The organism is Kitasatospora sp. NPDC056531, from assembly GCF_042794375.1.
Classification (GTDB): Bacteria; Actinomycetota; Actinomycetes; order Streptomycetales; family Streptomycetaceae; genus Kitasatospora.
The window spans coordinates 77,681-99,877 of sequence record NZ_JBHTTU010000009.1 but is presented as its reverse complement, the minus strand read 5'-3'; the positions used below and the strand labels follow the sequence as shown (position 1 = coordinate 99,877).

Sequence of the window (22,197 nt, the reverse complement as noted above, 5' to 3'; positions counted from 1 at the left end):
CGACGGCATGCAGCCCTCCGATACCAGGGCATCCGCGACCGCCCCGGATGCCCGCGCCGCCGCCCCCACCGCCCCCGCCCCGGACGACCGCCACCGCCCCGGCCAGCGCGACTTCCGCCGCGCCAACCTCGCCCTGTTCGCCGCCGGGATCGCGACCTTCGTCCTGCTCTACTCCACCCAGGGCCTGCTGCCGATCCTCTCGGCCGACCTCGACCTCACCCCCGGCCAGGCCAGTTGGACGGCCTCCGCCGCCACCCTCGGCCTCGCCCTCGGGCTGCTCCCGGCCAGCGCGCTGTCCGACAAGTACGGCCGCACCGCGGTGATGACGGCCTCCACCCTCGCCGCCACCGCCCTCGCCGTCGCCCTGCCCTTCGCGCCCGACCTCACCACCCTCGTCGCGCTGCGCGTCCTGCAGGGCGCCGCCCTCGCCGGACTGCCCGCCACCGCGATGGCCTACCTCGCCGAGGAGGTCCACCCCAGCGCGCTGGCCTCCGCGATGGGCCTGTACGTGGCCGGCAACAGCATCGGCGGCATGGGCGGCCGACTGCTCTCCGGCTGGACCGCCGCCGCCCTCGGCTGGCGCTGGGGCCTGGCCGCCTCCGCCGTCCTCGCACTGCTGGCCGCGCTCGCCTTCCGGCTGCTGATCCCCGCCGCCCGGCACTTCACCCCGGCCCCGGTGGACGCCCGCGCGCTCGCCCGGACGGTCGGGCGGCACCTGCGCAACCCGCTGCTGGTACGGCTGTACGCGCTCGGAATGCTGTTCATGGCCGTGTTCGGCGCGGTCTACAACACCGTCGGCTACCGGCTGATCTCCGCGCCGTTCCACCTCCCGGAGTCGGCCGCCGCCTCGATCTTCGTGGTCTACCTGGTCGGCACCGGCACCTCCGCCGCGGCCGGCCGCCTCTCCCGCCGCCTCGGCCGCCGCTGCGCCCTCTACGTCTCCGTCGGCGTCACCGCCGCCGGCCTGCTGCTCTCGCTCGCCGACTCGCTGCTCTGCGCGCTGCTCGGCCTGGTCCTGATCACCGCCGGCTTCTTCGCCGGCCACGCCACCGCCTCCTCCGCCGTCGGCCGCACCGCCACCGAGGGCCGCGCCCAGGCCTCCGCCCTCTACCTGATCGCCTACTACCTCGGCAACAGCCTCGGCGGCACCCTCGGCGCCGACGCCTACCACGCCACCGGCTGGCCCGGCGCCGCCACCGTCGGCCTCACCGCCATGGCCCTCGCCGCCACCGTCACCCTCTACGCCACCCACCAGGCGCACTCGGCCCGGCACGAGAAACGGCCGGGCAGACTTTCCGCTAGGTAGATTCTCCTCATGGCAGACCTCAAGCGCCGCCATCGCCCCCACCTGGTGTCCACGCCCGTGCGGAAGAAGGGCGTGGTCACCATCCCGCAGGAGATAAGAGAGCAACTGGACCTCCAGGAGGGCGACCACCTGGTGATCGCGGTGGAGGACGGCCGGATCGTGCTCACCCCCGCATCCGTCATCCCCGACGACCAGGCATGGTTCTGGAGCAGCGCCTGGCAGGAGAAGGAACAGGAAGTCGACGAGGCCGTCGCCGCAGGCGAGCGCGGCGAAATCTTCCAGGATGGCGAGGAGTTCCTGAAGTCGCTCGCCGACGAGGCCGGGCTGGACCTGGGGGAGATCAAGCGCCGTGCCGACGTATGAGTCACTGGCTCACTTCCTACGCGACTGGAAGGGCCTGACCGCAGCACAGAAAGCCGCGTTCCTCATCGCTGTCGCCCAGTTCGTCGCCGATCTCCGGGCCGGACAGGGCTTCCGCCGGGGCCTTCGGGTGAAGAAGATGCAGGGCCACCCGGACATCTGGGAGATGACCTGGGCGCCGGACGGCCGGGCCACCTTCCACTACGGAACGACCGTCCAGGACGGCGGGCAGCACATCGTCTGGCGCCGAATCTGCACCCACGAGATCTTCAGCCGGCCCTGACCGAGACCACACGCGTCGGGCCGCCGCCGGTACGTACCGGCGGCGGCCCGATCGGTTCCGTCCTCAGGCGATGCGGTCGAGGACGATCGGGTTCGGGGTGAACGCCGTGCCCGCCGGGGCGACCTCGATGCCGCCCGCCAGCGCCTCGATGGCGTAGTCGTAGCGCTCCGGGGTGTCGGTGTGGAGGGTCAGCAGGGGCTGGCCGGCCACGACGGTGTCGCCGGGCTTGGCGTGCATCTCGACGCCGGCGCCGGCCTGGACCGGGTCCTCCTTGCGGGCGCGGCCGGCGCCCAGGCGCCAGGCGCAGACGCCGACGGCGTAGGCGTCCAGCGTGGTGAGGACGCCGGAGGCGGGGGCGGGGATGACGTGCTGCTCGCGGGCGACCGGGAGCGGGGCGTCGACGTCGCCGCCCTGGGCGGCGATCATGCGGCGCCAGTGGTCCATCGCGGAGCCGTCGCGCAGGGCGTCGGCCGGGTCCTTGCCGTGCACGCCGGCCGCGGCGAGCATCTCGCGGGCGAGCGCGAGGGTGAGCTCGACGACGTCGGCCGGGCCGCCGCCCGCCAGGACCTCGACGGACTCGCGGACCTCCAGGGCGTTGCCCGCGGTGAGGCCGAGCGGGGTGGACATGTCGGTGAGCAGGGCGACGGTGTTGACCCCGGCGGTGGTGCCCAGGCCGACCATGGTGCGGGCGAGTTCGCGGGCGTCGTCCAGGTTCTTCATGAAGGCGCCGGAGCCGACCTTGACGTCCAGGACCAGCGCGCCGGTGCCCTCGGCGATCTTCTTGGACATGATCGAGGAGGCGATCAGCGGGATGGCCTCGACGGTGCCGGTGACGTCGCGCAGCGCGTACAGCTTCTTGTCCGCGGGCGCGAGGCCGTCGCCGGCCGCGCAGATGACCGCGCCCGCGTCGCGCAGCACGTCCATCATCTCGTCGTTGGAGAGCAGGGCGCGCCAGCCGGGGATGGACTCCAGCTTGTCCAGGGTGCCGCCGGTGTGGCCGAGGCCGCGGCCGGACAGCTGCGGGACGGCCGCGCCGCAGGCGGCGACCAGCGGGGCGAGCGGGAGGGTGATCTTGTCGCCGACACCGCCGGTGGAGTGCTTGTCGCTGGTGGGCAGCGGCAGCGAGGAGAAGTCCATCCGGACGCCCGAGCGGATCATGGCGTCGGTCCAGCGGCTGATCTCGCGCGGCTTCATGCCGTTCAACAGGATCGCCATGGCCAGCGCGGACATCTGCTCGTCGGCGACCTCGCCGCGGGTGTAGGCGTCGATGACCCAGTCGATCTGAGCGTCGCTCAGCTCTCCGCGGTCGCGCTTGGTCCGGATGACGGAGATGGCGTCCATGCGTGCTCCCAGTGGGGTTCTCAAATGCAGTGGGGTTTCAAAAGCGTCAAAAGCGAAGAGTGTCGCGAGATGACCGGGTTACGGCCCACTCGCGACACTCTACGCGCGTAACAATTGCAGATGCTAGAGCCGCTCCGGCCCGAACGCGTCGGGCAGAACCTCGCTCATCGGCTTCACGCCGGAGGCCAGGTCGATCAGCAGCTCGGGACCGCCGTGCTCGTACAGCAGCTGGCGGCAGCGCCCGCACGGCATCAGCAGCTCGCCCGCGCCGTCGACGCAGGTGAAGGCGACCAGCCGGCCGCCGCCGGAGGCGTGCAGCGCGGACACCAGCCCGCACTCGGCGCACAGCCCGAGCCCGTACGAAGCGTTCTCCACGTTGCAGCCGCTGACCAGCCGGCCGTCGTCGACCAGCGCGGCCGCGCCGACCGGGAACTTGCTGTACGGGGCGTACGCGTGGCCCATCGCCTCGCGCGCCGCCGCGCGCAGCCGCTCCCAGTCGATCGCGGGGGCGGTCACTTGCCCTGGCCCTTGCGGTAGATCTGGCCGTCGGCCTTGGGCATCCGCAGCCGTTGCGAGGCCAGCGAGAGCACCACCAGGGTGATCACGTACGGCGTGGCGACGATCAGCGGACGCTGCACCTCATCGGTCAGCGCGTACCAGGCGGCGAGACCGCCGGCCACCACGAAGGAGATCACCGTCGCGGTGTACTTGCGACGGTACAGCTGCCACAGGGCGAGCAGCGCCATCGCGATCGAGACGATCAGGATCAGCACGTGGACCGACTCCGGGTCGCGCAGCTGGAGGCTGTCGGTGAAGCCGAACAGGCCGGCACCCATGGCGAGACCGCCGGGCATCCAGTTGCCGAAGATCATCGCCGCGAGGCCGATGAAGCCCCGGCCCAGCGTCTGGCCGTCCTTGTAGAAGTGCGCGGCGACCAGCGAGAGGTACGCACCGCCGAGGCCCGCGAAGGCGCCGGAGGCGATGACCGCCATGTACTTGTACTTGTAGACGTTGACGCCCAGCGACTCGGCCGCGGTCGGGTTCTCACCGCAGGAGCGCAGCCGCAGACCGAACACCGTGCGCCAGAGCAGGAAGTAGCTGGCCACGATCAGCGCGGCGGCCAGCACCACGACCACCGAGAGGTTGGTGACCAGACCGCCGAGCACGCCGGCCGCGTCCGAGACGAGGAACCAGTGGTGGTTCTCGATGCTCTTCAGGCCCGAGGACAGGCCCGGGACGGTGATGTACGGCAGCGGGTCCGCCGGCGGGGACTGGTTCTGCCCGGCGCCCGCCGAGATGTAGTCCTTGTAGTAGATCCGGTTGACGTACGCGCAGATGCCGGGGATCAGCAGGTTGATGCCGACACCGGACACGATGTGGTCGACACCGAAGGTGACGGTGATGATCGCGTGCAGCAGACCACCGAGCGCACCACCGAGCATGCCGGCCAGCAGACCGACCCACGGGTTGACCAGGTAGCCCGCCCAGGCGCCGCAGAACGTACCGGCGACCATCATGCCTTCGAGGCCGATGTTGACCACGCCGGCCCGCTCGGACCAGAGACCGCCCAGACCGGCCATGCCGATCGGCACGGCGGCGCTGAGCGCGGCGGCGATCTGACCGGAGGAGGTCAGCGAGTGGTTGCCGGTGGCCATGCCCACGGCGGAGATGAGGACCAGGGCACCCGCGATCAGGAGCAGGACCACCGGCCAGGACAGCTTGCGCTTCTTCGCGGGCGCGCCCGGCGCCTTCGGACGAGCAGCAGTCGCCGTGCTCACGCGGACACCTCCTTCTTCTCAGTGGCCGCGGCCTGGGCGGCGAGCTGGGCACCGACCCGCTTCTGCTGGCGCTTCAGGCCGTAGCGGCGCACCAGCTCGTACGCGACGACGACGCAGATCACGATGGTGCCCTGCATGACCGAGACGATCTCGGACGGGAAGCCGCCCTTGAGCGGCAGCTGGGCGCCGGTGGCGTCCAGGAAGGCGAACAGCAGGGCCGCGAAGGCCATGCCGATCGGGCTGTTGCGGCCCAGCAGGGCGATCGAGATTCCGAGGAAGCCCAGGTTCTGCTGGAAGGTCTGCCCGTAGTAGAAGGAGTTCTGCAGCAGCTCGGGCATGCCGATCAGACCGGCGATCGCACCGGAGACCGCCATCGAGATGATCACCATCTTCTTGACGTTCACGCCGGACGCTGTCGCAGCGGACTCGGAACGGCCGGTGGCGCGCAGGTCGAAGCCGAAGCGGGTGCGGGTCAGCACGAACTGGAAGACCACACCGACCAGGGCGGCGACGAAGATGAAGCCCCAGAGGGTGCCGCCGGGCGTCTCGATCGAGAAGAAGTGGCTGGACTGCGAGACCGGGTCGGTCTGGATCGAGTTGGTGGTGCCGCTGACCTTGGGCGCGAAGACGCCCGGGACGAGCAGCACACCGATGATCGCGAGCGCGATCGAGTTCAGCATGATGGTCGAGATGACCTCGCTGACGCCGCGGTAGACCTTCAGCAGACCGGCGATGCTCGCGTACAGGCCACCGACCAGCATGGCGGTGATCAGCAGCAGCGGGATCTGGATGAACGACGGCAGGTCGAGCTGGGCGCCGACGAAGGCGGCGAACAGCGCCGCGACCTTGTACTGGCCCTCGACGCCGATGTTGAACAGGTTCATCCGGAACCCGAACGCGGCGGCCGCGGCGGCCAGGTAGTAGGTGGTGGTCCGGTTGAGGATCGCCACCTGACCGTCCGACTTGGTGGCGTACGTGATCATCACGTTCCACGCGTCGAACGGGTTCTTGCCCGAGGTCGCCAGCAGGACGGAGCAGATCGCGACGGAGAGGGCGACAGCGAGCACCGGCGCCGCCAGTGCGAGCACGATCCGCTCACCGCTGATCCGCTGCGCCAGGCTGCGCTTGGCGACGGGGTTGGGACTGGTCATGGGTTACTCCCCCGCCTGCGGGTCGTCGGCGGTGTCGGTGTGCGGGTGCTCGCCCTCGGCCTCGGTGCCCTCGGCCGCGACGGCCTGCGCCTCGGCGACGGCCTCCGACTCGGACTCGATGTGGCCTGCCGCGGCACCGGTCATCGCGGTGCCGAGGTCCTCGGCGGTGACGGTCGCCGGGTCGGCGTCGGCGACCAGGCGGCCGCGGTAGATGACCCGGATGGTGTCCGAGAGGCCGATCAGCTCGTCCAGGTCGGCGGAGATCAGCAGGACGGCCAGGCCCTCGCGCTGCGCGGTCCGGATGTGCTCCCAGATCTGGGCCTGCGCGCCGATGTCCACACCGCGGGTCGGGTGCGCGGCGATCAGCAGCTTCGGCTGGTGGCTCATCTCGCGGCCGATGATCAGCTTCTGCTGGTTGCCGCCGGAGAGCGAGGCCGCGGTGACCTCGATGCCGGGGGTGCGGACGTCGTACTGCTCGACGATCCGCCAGGTGTCCTCGCGGGCGGCGGTCGGCTTGAGCAGCGGGCCGCTGGAGTTGGGCTCCTCGGTGACGTGGCCGAGGATGCGGTTCTCCCAGAGCGGGGCCTCCAGCAGCAGGCCGTGCTTGTGGCGGTCCTCGGGGATGTAGCCGATGCCGGCCTCGCGGCGCGCCCGGGTGAGGGTGCCGGAGAGGTCCTTGCCGTCCAGGGTGACGGTGCCGCCGTCCAGCGGCAGCATGCCCATGATGGCCTCGACCAGTTCGGCCTGGCCGTTGCCCTCGACACCGGCGATGCCGAGGATCTCACCCTTGTGGATGCGCAGCGAGATGTCGTCCAGGACGACGCGCTCGATGCCCTCGGCGTCGGTCTTGGCGATCCGCAGGTCCTCGACCTTGAGCATCTCGGTCGTGGTGACGGTCGACTCGCGGCTCTCCGGGGAGGGCAGCTCGGCGCCGACCATCATCTCGGCGAGCTGACGGGCCGTGACGGCCTTCGGGTCGGCGTCGCCGACCGTGGTGCCGCGCCGGATGACGCTGATCGCGTCGGCCACCGCGAGCACCTCGTGCAGCTTGTGCGAGATGAAGATGACGGTGACGCCCTCGGACTTGAGCTCGCGCAGGTTGTCGAACAGCGCGTCGACCTCCTGCGGGACCAGCACGGCCGTGGGCTCGTCGAGGATCAGGATCTTGGCGCCGCGGTACAGCACCTTGAGGATCTCGACGCGCTGGCGGTCGGCGACGCCGAGGTCCTCGACCAGGGCGTCCGGGCGCACGCCCAGGCCGTACTGGTCGGAGATCTCCTTGATCTTCGCCTTCGCCTTGGCGCCGATGCCGTGGAGCTTCTCGCCGCCGAGGACGACGTTCTCCAGCACCGTGAGGTTGTCGGCGAGCATGAAGTGCTGGTGCACCATGCCGATGCCGCGGGAGATGGCGTCGCCCGGGGTGTTGAACTCGCACTGCTCGCCGTTGATCGCGATGGTGCCCTCGTCCGGCTTCTGCATGCCGTAGAGGATCTTCATCAGCGTCGACTTGCCGGCGCCGTTCTCACCCATCAGGGCGTGCACGGTGCCCGTGCGGACGGTGAGGTTGATGTCGTGGTTGGCCACGACACCCGGGAAGCGCTTGGTGATGCCGCGCAGTTCGACGGCCGGTGTCGCCGTCCCAGCGCTGGGGGTGCCGTCCTTGCGCAGGGGGACGGGTTCGGATGCGGTGATGGCGATCTCCTGGTGGTCTGGAGGCGCGTCGTTGCGCTGGGAGGGCCAAGGGGGGGGAACTGGGGAAACGTGGAGACGGGACGGGGCCCGGGGGTACGCGTTGAGCGCACCCTGCCGGGCCCCTCCCGTTTACCGTGTCGATCATCGCGCCACCGGGCAGGCGGCAGCGCATGTCGCGTCCGAGACGCGCGGACCTCAGGAGGTCGGCGCGGTCGGGATGGTGGTGGCGCCGCTCTTGATGGAGTCGGCGGCGGCCTTCAGCTTGTCCTGGATGTCGTCGATCTTGCCACCGGTGGTGGCGAGCGAGACACCGTCGGCCTTCAGGTCGAAGAGCTTGATGCCGGTGAACGGCGTGCCCTTCTTGACCGAGTCGATGTACGAGTAGACCGCAGTGTCGACGTTCTTGACCATCGAGGTCAGGATGCTGTTCTTGAACTTCGCCAGGGCCGGCTGGCTGGCCTGGTCGGAGTCGACACCGATCGCGAGCTTGCCCGCGTTGGCGACGGCCTCGATGGAGCCGGCGCCGGAGGAACCGGCGGCGGAGTAGATGACGTCCGCGCCCTTGTCGAGCTGGCCCTGCGCGGCCTCCTTGCCCTTGTCGGGCGAGGCGAAGCCGCTGAAGTCCGGCGGGGTGGTCAGGTAGGTGGTCTCGATCTGGATGTTCGGGTCCACGGACTTGGCGCCCGCCTTGTAACCGGCCTCGAACTTCTTGATCAGCTCGGACTGCACACCACCGATGAAGCCGATGTGGTGGCTCTTCGACTTGTTCGCGGCGGCGACACCGGCGAGGTACGAACCCTCCTGCTCGGCGAAGAGCAGCGAGGTGACGTTGGACGGCTGGTCCTTGTCGTTCGAGTCGATGATCGCGAACTTGACGTTCGGGTTGTCCTTGGCGACCTTGTCGACCGCCGGCTGGTAGACGAAGCCGACCGCGATGATGGTCTTGTAGCCGGCGTCGACCAGGTTCTTGAGGCGGGTCTCCTTGTCGGCCTCGGCCTCGCCCTGCTTGGCCTCGGCCTCGGTGACGGAGACGCCCAGGTCGGCCTTGGCCTTGTCCAGGCCGCGGGCGGCGGAGTCGTTGAACGACTGGTCGCCACGGCCACCGATGTCGTAGGCCATGCCGACCTTCAGCGAGCCGTCACCGGACGCGGAGGAGGAGGTGTTGTCGTTGCTCTTTGCGCCGCAAGCGGCGAGCGAGGCCATGCCCAGGGAACCCGAGAGCACAACCGCGGCGAGCTTCATTGAACGGCGCAAGGGAGTTTCTCCTTCTGACACGCAACCGTTTGGCGTGGTCGGACGCCACCGTAACGCGCGTAGAACACGGTTGGGTTACGGGCTGCCGGAGCGTTCGGGTTGTTATCAAACCGTGGTCTGAAGGGTCTCCCGAGGCTCCTTTCCCGTGAAACGGGCGGCGATCCGAGACTGGTTCGGTCCAGTTTACGGAACCGTTCCGGAACCCCGGATCTCAACAACCCGATCACTCATCGACCACACCCGCTGGAATACGGTCAGTCCCGGTCCTCCTCCAGGGCCAGCGCCGCGAACAGTTCCACACCGACGCCGATCGCCCGCTCGTCCACGTCGAAGCGGCCCTGGTGCAGGTCGCGGACGGTGGTGTCGCCGGGGGCGCGGACGCCGAGCCGGGCCAGCGCGCCCGGGGCGTGCTCCAGGTACCAGGAGAAGTCCTCGCCACCGAGGCTCTGTTCGGTGCCCTCCACCACCTGGGCGCCGTCCCTCCCGAAGCGGGCGGTCATCGCGGCGTCCAGCCGGGCGACCGAGACCGCCTCGTTGACCACCGGCGGCACCCCGCGGTGGTAGTCCAGCGTCCACTTGGCCCGGTAGGTCTCGGCGAGCTTGGCGATCAGCTCGTGCAGCAGGTCCGGCGCCTCGCGCCAGCCGTCCAGCTCCAGGCAGCGGACGGTGCCCTCCAGTTCGGCGTGCTGCGGGATGACGTTGGGCGCGGAGCCGGAGGCGATCCGGCCCCAGACCAGGCTGACGCCCCAGCGCGGGTCCATCCGGCGGGCCAGCGCGCCGGGGAGGTCGGCGGCCAGCCGGGCGATCGAGGTCACCAGGTCGGTGGTCAGGTGCGGGCGCGCGGTGTGGCCGCCGGGCCCGTCCAGGTGCAGCACCAGGCGGTCGCAGGCCGAGGTGATCGCCCCGGTGCGCAGGGCGATCCGGCCGACCTCCACCTTCGGGTCGCAGTGCACCGCGAAGATCCGACCGACGCCCTCCATCCCGCCGGCCTTGATGACGTCCAGCGCGCCGCCGGGCATGACCTCCTCGGCGGGCTGGAACACCAGCCGGACGGGGCGGCGCAGCTCACCGGTGCGGGCGGCCTCGGCCAGCACCAGGCCGAGGCCGAGCACCACCGAGGTGTGCACGTCGTGGCCGCAGGCGTGGGCCCGGCCGGGGACGGTCGAGCGGTACGGGACGTCGGTCTTGGCGTCGTCGATCGGCAGCGCGTCGATGTCGGCGCGGAAGGCCAGGAACTCGGCGCCCGGGAGGGTGTCCGCCGGGACGATGTCCACCAGCAGACCGGTGCCGCCGGGCAGCACCCGCGGGTCCAGGCCCGCCGCCACCAGCCGGTCGCGCAGCAGGTTGGTGGTGCGGAACTCCTGGCGGCCCAGCTCCGGGTGCCGGTGCAGATCACGGCGGAAGGCGACCAGCTCAGGCTCCAGCCTGCTGACCCTGGCGCGCAAGTCGGCGGCGGGGCGTGCGGCGGCGAGGGTGGCGCCCGGCTGAGCGGGCTCAGGACGGTTCATCTCCCCAAGACTAGGCCCGTTGGGGGGATTTGGCCCGACTTCCAGAAAATTAGTCCCCGGATGGGCGCATACCGGCCGGACAGGTGGGTATGACATCTCGTTTTAGCCGCCTTCCCCGGGTTGCTTGTCCTGTGCAACGATCACCCTGGCCGGTGGTCACGGCCACCGTCCACTTGACGAGCGCGGGATATTGACGGCCGTTCAGACGATCTGTTCTGTTCAGAATCGCTCCACCGGAGCGTACGTCCCCCACACCCCGCGCAGCGCGTCGCAGACCTCGCCGACGGTGGCCCGGGCGGCCAGCGCCTCCTTCATCGGGTACAGCACGTTCTCCTGCCCCTCCGCGGTGCGGCGCAGCGCGTCCAGCGCCCGGGAGACGGCGGTCGAGGAGCGGTCGGCCCGCAGCCGGGCCAGCCGCTCGGCCTGCCGCCGTTCGATCGCCGGGTCCACCCGCAGCGGCTGGTACGGCTCCTCCTCGTCCAGCCGGAAGCGGTTCACGCCGACCACCGTCCGCTCGCCGGAGTCGGTCTCCTGCTGGAGGCGGTAGGCGGTTCGCTCGATCTCGCCCTTCTGGAAGCCCTGTTCGATCGCGGCCACCGCGCCGCCCCGCTCCTCGATCCGGGCCATCAGGGCCAGTGCGGCGGCCTCCACCCGATCGGTCAGCGCCTCCACCGCGTAGGAGCCCGCGAAGGGGTCGACGGTGGCGGTCACGTCGGTCTCGTGGGCGAGCACCTGCTGGGTGCGCAGGGCCAGCCGGGCGGCCTTCTCGGTGGGCAGCGCGATCGCCTCGTCGAAGCTGTTGGTGTGCAGCGACTGGGTGCCGCCGAGCACCGCGGCCAGCGCCTGCACCGAGACCCGGACCAGGTTCACCTCGGGCTGCTGGGCGGTGAGCTGCACCCCGGCGGTCTGGGTGTGGAAGCGCAGCATCCGCGAGCGCGGGTCCTTCGCGCCGAACTCGTCGCGCATGATCCCGGCCCAGATCCGGCGTGCGGCACGGAACTTCGCCACCTCCTCCAGCAGCGTGGTGCGGGCCACGAAGAAGAAGGAGAGGCGGGGCGCGAAGTCGTCCACGGCCATCCCGGCGGCGAGCGCGGTGCGGACGTAGGCGATGCCGTTGGCCAGGGTGAAGGCGATCTCCTGCGCCGGGTCGGCCCCGGCCTCGGCCATGTGGTAGCCGGAGATGGAGATGGTGTTCCAGCGCGGGACCTCGGCCCGGCAGTACCGGAACACGTCCGCGGCCAGCCTCAGCGAGGGCTGCGGCGGGAAGATGTAGGTGCCCCGGGCGATGTACTCCTTCAGCACGTCGTTCTGGACCGTGCCGGTGAGCGCGGACGGCGCCACCCCCTGGGCCTCGCCGACCAGCTGGTAGAGCAGCAGGAGCAGGGCCGCGGGCGCGTTGATGGTCATCGAGGTGGACACCTCGCCGAGCGGGATGCCGTCGAGGAGCACCGCCATGTCCTCGACGCTGTCCACCGCCACGCCCACCTTGCCGACCTCCCCGGCGGCGAGCGGCGCGTCCGAGTCGTAGCCCATCTGGGTGGGCAGGTCGAAGGCCACCGAGAGGCCGGTACCGCCGCCCGCGATCAGCTGCCGGTAGCGGGCGTTGGACTCGGCGGCGGTGCCGAAGCCCGCGTACTGGCGCATCGTCCACGGCCGGCCGGTGTACATCGTCGGGTAGACCCCCCGGGTGTACGGGTACTCCCCCGGTCGGCCCAACCGGGTGTCCGGGTCCCAGCCGGCCAGCGCCTCGGGGCCGTACAGGGGCTCGATCGGGAAGCCTGACTCGGAAAGACGGGCTGGTTCCGAAGGACGGGCGGACTCGGTGCGGCGCGGCTCGGCTGCCATGGGTCCCTCCACGGGAACGGCGGGGCACAGGTCGGTCCTCGCAATCTAGGTCCTGACCGGGCGGCGGGGGCGCCGACTCGGTTGAGATGATCGGGTGAACGACCGATGAGCCCCAGGGAGTGGCAATGACCGAGCAGAAGGTGGCCGTGGTCACCGGTGCCAGCAGCGGAATCGGCGCGGCGACCGCCCGCCGACTGGCCGCCGAGGGCTTCGACGTGGTGTTGACCGCCCGCCGGACGGAGCGGATCGAGGCACTGGCCAAGGAGATCGGCGACCGGGGCGGTTCGGCGAGGGCGGTCACGCTGGACGTCACCGACCGGGCCGCCGTGGACGCCTTCGCGGCCGAGGTCGGCCGGGTGGACGTGCTGGTGAACAACGCCGGCGGCGCGATCGGCGCCGAGACGGTCGAGCACGGCGACCCGGCCGACTGGCGGGCGATGTACGAGGTGAACGTGCTCGGCGTGCTGCACATGACGCAGGCGCTGCTGCCCGCGCTGCGCGCCACCGGCGACGGCACGGTGCTGGTGCTCTCCTCGACCGCCGCGCTGGCCGCGTACGAGGGCGGCGGCGGGTACGTCGCGGCCAAGCACGCCGCGCACACCATCGCGGCCACGCTGCGGCTGGAGCTGTGCGGGGAGCCGATCCGGGTGATCGAGATCGCGCCCGGCATGGTGAAGTCCGAGGGCTTCGCGGTCACCCGCTTCCGGGGCGACGAGGAGAAGGCCGCCGCCGTGTACGCGGGCGTGGCCGAGCCGCTGACCTCGGAGGACATCGCGGACACCGTGGCCTGGACGGTCACCCGGCCCTCGCACGTGAACATCGACCTGCTGGTGGTCCGCCCCCGGGCACAGGCCGCCAACCACAAGGTCCACCGCGGCTGACCGGGACGGGCGGGCGGACCCGCAGGGGTGCAGGTCAAACACGTCACCACCGGGTGGTACACACGTGCGATGAAGACCTTCCGGGCCGCCCGCCCACGCGTCCTGCTGACCGCGCTGGCGGCAGGCACCCTGCTGCTCACCTCCGCCTGCGACGACACCGCGAAGCCGGCCCAGGACCAAGCCGCCGGCACCAGCACCACCGCCGACGCCACCGCCGACGCCGGCGCGAGCCGGTCGGCCGCCGCGGCCTCCAAGCCGAGCGGCGAGGCCGACCCGGCCCTGAAGTCCTTCTACGGCCAGAAGATCAGCTGGTCCGACTGCCCGGCCGACCCCAAGGCCGAGGAGGCCCGGGCCGACGTCTCCACGATGAAGTGCGGCAAGCTGCACGTCCCGCTCGACTACACCGACCCCACCGCCGACGCGATCGACCTCGCGCTGATCAAGTACCCGGCGGGCAACCAGGACCAGCGGATCGGCTCGCTGATGGTCAACCCCGGCGGCCCCGGCGGCTCCGGCGTCGAGATGGTCGAGTACGGCGCCAAGGACTTCGCCGGCGCCCTGCACAACCGCTTCGACGTGATCGGCTTCGACCCTCGCGGCACCGGCGGCAGCTCGCCCGTCCTCTGCCTGGACGACAAGCAGCGCGACGCCCAGAGCCAGGTGGACTCGCCGCTGGACCCGGACGCCCGCCGGGCAGCCGAGGAGAAGCAGAACACCGAGTACATCGCCGCCTGCAAGGCCAAGTCCGGCAAGCTGCTGCCCTTCGTCGGCACCCGCAACACCGCCCGTGACCTGGACGTGCTGCGCGCGGCCGTCGGCGACCGCAAGCTCAACTACCTGGGCGTCTCGTACGGCACCTACCTGGGCTCGCTCTACGCCGAGGAGTTCCCGCAGAACACCGGCCGACTGGTCCTGGACGGCGCGGTCGACCCGGCCGCCGACGACCTGGACTCCGCGGTCAAGCAGCGGATCGGCTTCGAGACCTCCTTCGAGCACTTCGCCGCCGACTGCGTCGAGAACCACGCCGACGAGTGCCCGCTCGGCCAGGACAAGGACCAGGCCGCCAAGAAGGCCGCCGACTTCCTGGACGGCCTGATCGACCACCCGCTGCCCACCAAGGACGGTCGCAAGGTCGGCCGCGACCTGGCCTGGAACGGCGTCACCTCGGCCCTCTACGGCGACCAGAACCAGGACTGGAAGTACCTGCGGGTCGGCCTCGGCATGGCGATGACCATGAAGCGCGGCGACATCCTGCTCGCCTTCTCGGACAGCTACGCGGAGCGCGACGAGAACGGCCACTACTCCCCGATGGACTCCGCCCACACCGCGATCAGCTGCGCCGACGGGTCCGCCCCGGCCCCCTCGCCCGAACGCGCCCAGGCCGCGGTCAAGGAGCTCCAGGAGAAGGCCCCGCTGCTGACCAAGGGCGTCACCGCCGAGGACTTCACCGACGCGGCCTGCGAGGGCTGGCCGTACCAGTCCCCCGAGAAGCCGCACACCATCCGGGCCGAGGGTGCCGCGCCGATCCTGGTGATCGGCACCACCAGCGACCCGGCCACCCCGTACGCCGCGGCCGAGTCCCTGGCCAAGGGCTTCGCCAAGGCCACCCTGCTCACCCGGGTGGGCGAAGGCCACGGCGCCTTCGGCAAGGGCAACACCTGCATCGACCGCGCCATGGAGGCCTACCTGACCGAGGGCACGATGCCGGCCGAGGGGACCCGCTGCTCCTGAACCGGCTGCGGTGAACTGACAGAGGAAAGCGGGGAGGGCGATGACGCGAAGGTGTCAACGTCACAACTTGATAGCTCGTCCGGATGAATTCCGCGCACGCCCTCCCCAACTGATGACGGCTCAACTACCGTTGAAGCGCTGCCAGAGCGCCGCCGCGCGCCCCCTGCGGCCCCCATACTTCACCTGCTCCACCACCCCACTCCACCGGCACCTTCCCGCCCTCACGAGGAGGACCCGCTGGCCAGCGACATCCCGCCACAGCGGCTCGACGCCAGCACCGAGCCGACCCTCCTCGGGTTGCACCGCTTCAACGAGGCCGACGCCGGCGCCGCCGAGGAGGCCCTGCTGGCCTGCTGCGGCAGCCACCGCTGGGCCCTGCGGCTCACCGCGCACCGGCCGTACCCCGACATAGAGTCCCTGCTGGCCGCCGCCAGCGAGGCCTCCTACGACCTGCGCCCGGCGGACCTGGCCGAGGCGCTGGCCGACGAGAGCTGGATGCCGCAGCCGCTGCTCGGCATGCGGGCCCCCGGCAGCCAGGCCGCGCACACCGCGCTGCGGGCGGCGCACGCCGCGTACGAGGCCCGGTTCGGCCACGTGTTCGTGGTCTGCCTGGAGGGCGTCCCCCCGGAGGAGATGCTCGACACCGTGCTCTCCTCGATCCGCACCCGGTTGGCCAACGACCCGGACGAGGAGCGGCTGATCGCGGCGGACGAGCTCCGGCGGATCGCCCTCACTCGACTGGAGCACCTGGTCGCCACCCACTCCGAAGCCGGGGCGCACTAGGGCCGGCGCTTCGGCTGATCCTCCTTCGACTGTGCGCCCCCCGCCCGTGCGTCCCCCGCCTGTGCGGCACGCAGTTTGGCCACCTGCTGCCGGACGATCCGCTCGTCCGGCGCGCCGGCCGGCCCGGTGGCGGCCCCGGAGGTGGCGAACACCGCGAGGGTCGCGCCGACCCGGACGAGCACGGCACGCTGAGCCGGCACGGCGGTACCCGATTCATTCGTGAGGGTGAATCCGATCGCCGAGTCCGCTCCCTCGGGCGTGGGCGTGTCCTGCCGGTTCAGCCGGTGCCGGGTACGGATCGCCACCTTCCGACCCGGCTTCTCGGCCGGTGGCGCCGGGGCCGCCGACGTGAACGAGGCGCACGGACCGAACAGCTCCTCCAGCTCCGCCTGCCGCGCGGCCGCCCGCCCGGCCCGGTAGCCCAGCAGCCCGCCGTACACCCGGCCCTCGGGGTCGGCGGCCCGAGCCACGCTCAGGTCCGTCTCCGCGTACGGGGAGCCGGGCGCCGGCGAGGCCGGGGACGCGCCCGTGGAGGCGGCCGGGGCGACCGCGTCCAGCAGCGGCTGACAGGCCGGGACGTCGGCGGCCTCCCGCCCGGCGCCCGTCCCGGTGTCGCCGTGACCGGGCGTCATCAGCGTCACCGTGTAACCCGGCCCGAGGTCGACGTCGGCCACGGCCGCGGCCCGCAGCTCGGCCGCGGACAGCTCCCGACCGGGCGCGGCCCGGTCCCCGGAGGAGCCGCCGACCGTGGTGCAGCCCGTGGCGAGCAGCAGGCCGACCAGGACGGCCGGGGCGGCGGACGGACGGGAGGGGCGAAACGGCACGGACGCCTCGGCAGGGTGTCGACGGGCGGGGTTCGCCACCGTAGCGCAGCCATTCAGTCACCCAACGTGACCAAACCGGCCTTGGTTCCCGCTCCGCTAGGCCAGAAGTGCCTGATTGATCACACCGGGGGGCCCCGGAGGCGGTTCCCAACAAGGCGTCGATAGGATGCTGGCGGCCGGTGGACCGACCCGGCCGGGCTGACCGACACCGAAGCCGGCCGAGCCCCCAATCGCTTCCGGAGGGTTTTTCCGTGCCGGCTGGAACGCTGTACCGCGGCCGGGAAGGCATGTGGAGCTGGGTGGCTCATCGAGTCACCGGCGTCCTCATCTTCTTCTTCCTGTTCGCCCACGTCCTGGACACCGCCCTGGTGCGAGTGTCGCCGGAGTCCTACGACACCGTCATTCAGACGTACAAGACTCCGCTCGTGAACCTGATGGAGTACGGCCTGGTGGCCGCCATCCTGTTCCACGCGCTCAACGGCCTGCGCGTCGTCGCCGTGGACTTCTGGTCCAAGGGCCCGAAGTACCAGAAGCAGATGCTCTGGACCGTCGTCGGAGTCTGGGTCGCCCTGATGGCCGGCTCGTTCTACGGCATCCTGCAGCACACGCTGATCGCCTGGTTCGGGAAGTGAGCTGACTGATGTCCACGGAAATCTCCGACGCGATCACCGTCCCGTCGAAGCAGGCGCACACCGGCAAGGGCCTCGGCACCGGTAACCCGGCCGACGCCTTCGTCATCGAGCCGCCGCGCAAGCGGACCGCGAAGACCCCGCGCCGCACCCGCACCAACTTCGAGATGCTGGCCTGGCTCTTCATGCGCCTGTCTGGTGTCGTCCTGGTCGTGCTGATCCTCGGCCACCTGCTGATCATGCTGGTGCTCGACGGCGGCGTCTCCAAGATCGGCTTCGCCTTCGTGGCCGGCCGCTGGGCCTCGCCGTTCTGGCAGGGCTGGGACCTCCTGATGCTCTGGCTCGCCATGCTGCACGGCGCCAACGGCATGCGTCAGGTCATCAACGACTACGCCGAGAAGGACTCGACCCGGCTCTGGCTCAAGGGACTCATGGGTACCGCCACGGTCTTCACCGTGCTGCTGGGCACCCTGGTGATCTTCACCTTCGACCCCAACATCTGAGCCGCGAGCACCATCGACCATCGGCAGAGGCCAGAGGCGAGTTAACCCCCCATGCAGATTCACCAGTACGACACCGTCATCGTCGGCGCCGGCGGCGCCGGCATGCGCGCGGCCATCGAGTCCACGCAGCGCAGCCGCACCGCGGTCCTGACCAAGCTCTACCCGACCCGGTCCCACACCGGCGCGGCCCAGGGCGGCATGTGCGCCGCCCTGGCCAACGTCGAGGAGGACAACTGGGAGTGGCACACCTTCGACACGGTCAAGGGTGGTGACTACCTGGTCGACCAGGACGCCGCCGAGATCATGTGCAAGGAGGCCATCGACGCCGTCCTCGACCTGGAGAAGATGGGTCTGCCCTTCTCCCGCACCGAGCAGGGCCGGATCGACCAGCGCCGCTTCGGCGGTCACTCCCGCAACCACGGCGAGGCCCCGGTCCGCCGCTCGTGCTACGCGGCCGACCGCACCGGCCACATGATCCTCCAGACGCTGTTCCAGAACTGCGTCAAGCACGGCGTCGAGTTCTTCAACGAGTTCTACGTCCTCGACCTGCTGATCAACGAGGGCAAGACGGCCGGCGTCGTCGCCTACGAGCTGGCCACCGGCGAGATCCACGTCTTCCAGGCCAAGGCCGTCGTGTTCGCCTCCGGCGGCACCGGCAAGATGTTCAAGGTCTCCTCGAACGCCCACACCCTCACCGGTGACGGCCAGGCGGTGGCCTACCGCCGCGGCCTGCCGCTGGAGGACATGGAGTTCTTCCAGTTCCACCCGACGGGCATCTGGCGCATGGGCATCCTGCTCACCGAGGGCGCCCGCGGCGAGGGCGGCATCCTGCGCAACAAGGACGGCGAGCGCTTCATGGAGCGCTACGCCCCGGTCATGAAGGACCTCGCGTCCCGTGACGTCTGCTCCCGCGCGATCTACACCGAGATCCGCGAGGGTCGCGGTTGCGGTCCGGACGGCGACCACGTCTACCTGGACCTGACCCACCTGCCGCCGGAGCAGCTGGACGCCAAGCTCCCGGACATCACCGAGTTCGCGCGCACCTACCTCGGCATCGAGCCCTACACGGACCCGATCCCGATCCAGCCCACCGCGCACTACGCCATGGGCGGCATCCCGACCAACGTCGAGGGTGAGGTCCTGCGCAACAACACCGACGTCGTCCCGGGCCTGTACGCGGCCGGCGAGGTCGCCTGCGTGTCCGTCCACGGCGCCAACCGCCTGGGCACCAACTCGCTGCTGGACATCAACGTGTTCGGCCGTCGCGCGGGCATCGCCGCCGCCGACTACGCCAACGCGAACGAGTTCGTCCCGCTGCCGGAGAACCCGGAAGAGCTGGTCCAGGACATGGTCGACAAGCTGCGCGAGTCGACCGGCACCGAGTCCGTGGGGCAGATCCGCACGGCCCTGCAGGAGACCATGGACGCCAACGCGATGGTCTACCGCACCGGCGCCACCCTGAAGCAGGCGGTCGAGGACATCGCCTCGCTGAAGGAGCGCTACAAGAACATCTCCATCCAGGACAAGGGCTTCCGTTACAACACGGACCTGCTGGAGGCGATCGAGCTGGGCAACCTGCTCGACCTGGCCGAGGTGCTGGCCGTCTCCGCGCTGGCCCGCGAGGAGTCCCGCGGCGGTCACTACCGCGAGGACTTCCCGACCCGTGACGACGTGAAGTTCATGCAGCACACCATGGCGTACCAGGAGGTCGCCGCCGACGGCAGCACCTCCATCCGCCTCGACTACAAGCCGGTCGTGCAGACCCGCTACCAGCCGATGGAGCGTAAGTACTGATGAGCACTCCGACTGTGGAGCACTCGGCCGCTCTGGACGCGGCCGAGGCCGGTGTCACCAAGCTGATCACCGTCACCTTCCGGATCCGCCGGTTCAACCCGGAGGAGCACCCGGACCCGGTGTGGGTGGACTACCAGCTGACGATGGACCCGAAGGAGCGCGTCCTGGACGCGCTCAACAAGATCAAGTGGGAGCAGGACGGCACCCTCACCTACCGCCGTTCCTGCGCGCACGGCATCTGCGGCTCCGACGCCATGCGGATCAACGGCCGCAACCGGCTGGCGTGCAAGACCCTGATCAAGGACGTCAACCCGGAGAAGCCGATCACGATCGAGGCCATCAAGGGCCTGACGGTCCTCAAGGACCTGGTCGTGGACATGGACCCGTTCTTCCAGGCGTACAAGGACGTCATGCCGTTCCTCATCACCAAGGGGAACGACCCGACGCGCGAGCGCCTGCAGTCCGCCGAGGAGCGCGAGCGCTTCGACGACACCACCAAGTGCATCCTGTGCGCCGCGTGCACGTCGTCCTGCCCGGTGTTCTGGAACGACGGCCAGTACTTCGGCCCGGCCGCCATCGTCAACGCGCACCGCTTCATCTTCGACTCGCGCGACGAGGGTGCCGAGCAGCGCCTGGAGATCCTCAACGACCGTGAGGGCGTGTGGCGCTGCCGCACCACCTTCAACTGCTCCGAGGCCTGCCCGCGTGGCATCGAGGTCACCAAGGCGATCCAGGAAGTGAAGCGGGCGCTGGTCACCCGCCGCTTCTGATCCCCGCCTGACGAACGCGAAGGCCCCCGTCCGATCTCCGATCGGACGGGGGCCTTCGCGTTCGGGGATTTCAGTCCACGGCCGGGCCGCGCCGGGTGGCGCGCAGGCCGCGCACACCGACGGCGCCGACGGCGATGCCGAGCACGAAGGAGGTGATGGCGAGCAGCAGGTGCACCCAGAAGAAGGCGGTGGGCCGGGAGTGGTCGCCGTTCACGAAGGCCTGGCCGCCGGAGTCCTTCCACAGGTTCTTGACGAAGGTGGTCCAGATGATGATCGACCAGACGCCGAAGGCGGTCAGGAACCAGGAGGTGCGGCGGCTGAGCTTCATGGGGTGGTCCTCGCCGGGGGTGTGAAGGCGGTGTGAGCCTCCCCAGTATGCGTGGACCGCCGATCGGCGTACGGCGGGCCCCTCCTTCGAAGGACCCGCCCGGAGTGTCGCGCGGCCGGGCTCCGTCATGGGTACGGTCAGCTGGTGTCCACATCCCGTCACACGTTCGCGCAGCTGTGCGCCGCGGTCGCCGCGGCCCTCCCGGTTCTGCTCGCCACCCCGGCGGCGGTCGCGGCCCCGCAGGTGCCGCCCCCGTCGACCGCGGTCGGCGGTGAGCGGCTGGGGCTACCCGGGGTCCAGGTCAATCCGCTGCCGGGCGCCCCGGCGCTGCCGACGGACCTCACCGGCCTGTCCTGGATAGTCTCCGACGCCTCGTCCGGGGAGGTGCTGGCGGCCTACAACCCGCACCTGCGGCTGCCCCCGGCGAGCACCCTGAAGATCCTCTTCGCCGACACCGTGCTGCCCAAGTTCGACCGCAACGCGGTGCACAAGGTCGCCGACGAGGAGATCCAGAACATCGGCGCCGGCAGCAGCCTGGTCGGCATCAAGGAGAACCTGGAGTACCGGGTCGAGGACCTCTGGCGCGGGGTGTTCCTGAGCTCGGGCAACGACGCCGTGCACGTCCTGTCACACATGAACGGCGGCGTCCAGCAGACCGTCGCCGAGATGCAGGCCCGCGCCGACGCGCTGCAGGCCGGGGACACCAAGGTGATCTCCCCGGACGGCTACGACATGGACGGCCAGGTCTCCTCGGCGTACGACCTGTCGCTGTTCGCCCGGTCCGGCCTGCGCAACGCGGACTTCCGGATGTACTGCGCGACCCGGGACGCGATGTTCCCCGGCGCCGTCGACAAGAACACCGGCCAGCGCGGCAGCTTCGGGATCGCGAACACCGACCGGCTGCTGGGCAAGTACCCGGGCCTGATCGGGGTGAAGAACGGCACCACCACCAACGCCGGCTCGACCTTCGTCGGCGCCGCCGAGCGCAACGGGCGCACCCTGCTGGTGACGGTGATGCACCCGACCAGCTACCAGAAGGTCTACGACGAGACGGCCGAGCTGCTGGACTGGGGCTTCGCCGCGGCCGGCAAGGTCAAGCCGGTCGGCAACCTGGTCGACGAGAAGCCGGCCCGGCAGGCGGCCGGCGGCGTGGAGTCGACCGGCCGGGCGGGTGGCTCGTCCGACGCCCCGGCGGCGCCGAACCCCTCCCCCACCGCGCTCCGGCCCGCCGCGACGGCCTCGGCCGGGGACGACGGGCTGGGCCTGGGCGGCTGGTCGGCCGTGGCGGTCGGAGCCGTGGTCGCGGCGGGGGCCGTGGTGGTCGTGCGGCGCCGGACGGCCGGGAACAGGCACTGACCGGCGGCGGGGGGGAGGCGCGACCGGGGCCAAGTCACCCCCCCCCCCCCCCCCCCTCCCCCTCCCCCCCCCCCCCTCCC

General features: G+C 70.9%; 21 protein-coding genes. 11 read left to right on the top strand and 10 right to left on the bottom strand.

Annotated features, from left to right (window positions below; translation table 11 throughout):
* The first annotated feature begins 7 nt into the window (after positions 1-7).
* The 3 genes from ACFQ87_RS11960 to ACFQ87_RS11950 are packed head-to-tail and all read left to right on the top strand — an operon-like array spanning position 8 to position 1,949.
* Positions 8-1,306, top strand: coding sequence for an MFS transporter (locus ACFQ87_RS11960; RefSeq protein ID WP_380610536.1), 1,299 nt, complete (start codon positions 8-10; stop codon positions 1,304-1,306).
* 9 nt (positions 1,307-1,315) lie between these two features.
* Positions 1,316-1,669, top strand: a complete 354-nt coding sequence (locus ACFQ87_RS11955; protein ID WP_380610535.1) for an AbrB/MazE/SpoVT family DNA-binding domain-containing protein — start codon at positions 1,316-1,318, stop codon at positions 1,667-1,669.
* Positions 1,656-1,949 carry a hypothetical protein gene (locus ACFQ87_RS11950; RefSeq protein ID WP_380610534.1) on the top strand — a complete coding sequence of 98 codons (294 nt, stop codon included), beginning with the start codon at positions 1,656-1,658 and terminating at the stop codon, positions 1,947-1,949. Before ACFQ87_RS11955 ends, ACFQ87_RS11950 begins: the two co-directional genes overlap by 14 nt.
* Positions 1,950-2,012: 63 nt before the next feature.
* Here ACFQ87_RS11950 and ACFQ87_RS11945 read toward each other — a convergent pair whose 3' ends face one another.
* The 8 genes from ACFQ87_RS11945 to ACFQ87_RS11910 all read right to left on the bottom strand — a co-directional run bounded on the left by ACFQ87_RS11945 (position 2,013) and on the right by ACFQ87_RS11910 (position 12,518).
* Complete coding sequence (locus tag ACFQ87_RS11945; protein WP_380610533.1) at positions 2,013-3,290, bottom strand: thymidine phosphorylase; 1,278 nt, start codon at positions 3,288-3,290, stop codon at positions 2,013-2,015.
* Between the two features lie 123 nt (positions 3,291-3,413).
* On the bottom strand, positions 3,414-3,806 hold the full coding sequence (locus ACFQ87_RS11940) for a cytidine deaminase (protein WP_380610532.1): 393 nt from the start codon (positions 3,804-3,806) through the stop codon (positions 3,414-3,416).
* Positions 3,803-5,068: an ABC transporter permease gene (locus ACFQ87_RS11935; RefSeq protein ID WP_380610531.1), complete on the bottom strand. Its 1,266-nt coding sequence runs from the start codon at positions 5,066-5,068 to the stop codon at positions 3,803-3,805. The genes ACFQ87_RS11940 and ACFQ87_RS11935 overlap by 4 nt, the downstream gene beginning before the upstream one ends.
* Positions 5,065-6,219 (bottom strand): ABC transporter permease, encoded by a 1,155-nt coding sequence (locus ACFQ87_RS11930; RefSeq protein WP_380610530.1) that lies wholly within the window; start codon positions 6,217-6,219, stop codon positions 5,065-5,067. Before ACFQ87_RS11930 ends, ACFQ87_RS11935 begins: the two co-directional genes overlap by 4 nt.
* 3 nt (positions 6,220-6,222) lie before the next feature.
* Positions 6,223-7,749 (bottom strand): ABC transporter ATP-binding protein, encoded by a 1,527-nt coding sequence (locus ACFQ87_RS11925; protein WP_380610614.1) that lies wholly within the window; start codon positions 7,747-7,749, stop codon positions 6,223-6,225.
* Positions 7,750-8,106: 357 nt separating this feature from the next.
* Entirely contained in the window at positions 8,107-9,165 is a 1,059-nt protein-coding gene (locus tag ACFQ87_RS11920; protein WP_380610529.1) for a BMP family protein, read from the bottom strand.
* Positions 9,166-9,419: 254 nt separating this feature from the next.
* Positions 9,420-10,673, bottom strand: a complete 1,254-nt coding sequence (locus tag ACFQ87_RS11915) for an amidohydrolase (protein WP_380610528.1) — start codon at positions 10,671-10,673, stop codon at positions 9,420-9,422.
* Between the two features lie 219 nt (positions 10,674-10,892).
* Complete coding sequence (locus ACFQ87_RS11910; RefSeq protein WP_380610527.1) at positions 10,893-12,518, bottom strand: methylmalonyl-CoA mutase; 1,626 nt, start codon at positions 12,516-12,518, stop codon at positions 10,893-10,895.
* A 125-nt stretch (positions 12,519-12,643) separates the two neighbouring features.
* Between ACFQ87_RS11910 and ACFQ87_RS11905 the strand changes: the two genes are divergently transcribed.
* From ACFQ87_RS11905 to ACFQ87_RS11895, 3 genes are all read left to right on the top strand, one after another.
* Positions 12,644-13,399 carry an SDR family oxidoreductase gene (locus ACFQ87_RS11905; protein ID WP_380610526.1) on the top strand — a complete coding sequence of 252 codons (756 nt, stop codon included), beginning with the start codon at positions 12,644-12,646 and terminating at the stop codon, positions 13,397-13,399.
* Between the two features lie 69 nt (positions 13,400-13,468).
* Complete coding sequence (locus ACFQ87_RS11900) at positions 13,469-15,130, top strand: alpha/beta hydrolase (RefSeq protein WP_380610525.1); 1,662 nt, start codon at positions 13,469-13,471, stop codon at positions 15,128-15,130.
* A gap of 297 nt (positions 15,131-15,427) precedes the next feature.
* Positions 15,428-15,913, top strand: coding sequence for a 2-oxo-4-hydroxy-4-carboxy-5-ureidoimidazoline decarboxylase (locus ACFQ87_RS11895; RefSeq protein WP_380610523.1), 486 nt, complete (start codon positions 15,428-15,430; stop codon positions 15,911-15,913).
* Here the strand turns inward: ACFQ87_RS11895 and ACFQ87_RS11890 are convergent.
* Complete coding sequence (locus ACFQ87_RS11890; RefSeq protein WP_380610522.1) at positions 15,910-16,737, bottom strand: hypothetical protein; 828 nt, start codon at positions 16,735-16,737, stop codon at positions 15,910-15,912. The two genes, ACFQ87_RS11895 and ACFQ87_RS11890, sit on opposite strands and share 4 nt — an antisense overlap.
* 251 nt (positions 16,738-16,988) lie before the next feature.
* Between ACFQ87_RS11890 and sdhC the strand changes: the two genes are divergently transcribed.
* Genes sdhC through ACFQ87_RS11870 form a run of 4 tightly spaced genes read left to right on the top strand, consistent with a single transcriptional unit; the run spans position 16,989 to position 20,433 of the window.
* Positions 16,989-17,369, top strand: coding sequence for a succinate dehydrogenase, cytochrome b556 subunit (gene sdhC, locus ACFQ87_RS11885; RefSeq protein WP_380610521.1), 381 nt, complete (start codon positions 16,989-16,991; stop codon positions 17,367-17,369).
* A gap of 8 nt (positions 17,370-17,377) precedes the next feature.
* On the top strand, positions 17,378-17,869 hold the full coding sequence (gene sdhD / locus ACFQ87_RS11880; RefSeq protein WP_380610520.1) for a succinate dehydrogenase, hydrophobic membrane anchor protein: 492 nt from the start codon (positions 17,378-17,380) through the stop codon (positions 17,867-17,869).
* A gap of 51 nt (positions 17,870-17,920) precedes the next feature.
* On the top strand, positions 17,921-19,663 hold the full coding sequence (sdhA, locus tag ACFQ87_RS11875) for a succinate dehydrogenase flavoprotein subunit (RefSeq protein WP_380610519.1): 1,743 nt from the start codon (positions 17,921-17,923) through the stop codon (positions 19,661-19,663).
* Positions 19,663-20,433 carry a succinate dehydrogenase iron-sulfur subunit gene (locus ACFQ87_RS11870; protein ID WP_380610518.1) on the top strand — a complete coding sequence of 257 codons (771 nt, stop codon included), beginning with the start codon at positions 19,663-19,665 and terminating at the stop codon, positions 20,431-20,433. Before sdhA ends, ACFQ87_RS11870 begins: the two co-directional genes overlap by 1 nt.
* A 70-nt stretch (positions 20,434-20,503) precedes the next feature.
* Here ACFQ87_RS11870 and ACFQ87_RS11865 read toward each other — a convergent pair whose 3' ends face one another.
* Complete coding sequence (locus tag ACFQ87_RS11865) at positions 20,504-20,761, bottom strand: SCO4848 family membrane protein (protein ID WP_380610517.1); 258 nt, start codon at positions 20,759-20,761, stop codon at positions 20,504-20,506.
* Between the two features lie 144 nt (positions 20,762-20,905).
* On the opposite strand from ACFQ87_RS11865, the gene ACFQ87_RS11860 reads away from it, so the two are divergent.
* Positions 20,906-22,117, top strand: coding sequence for a D-alanyl-D-alanine carboxypeptidase family protein (locus ACFQ87_RS11860; protein WP_380610516.1), 1,212 nt, complete (start codon positions 20,906-20,908; stop codon positions 22,115-22,117).
* Positions 22,118-22,197: the final 80 nt, after the last annotated feature.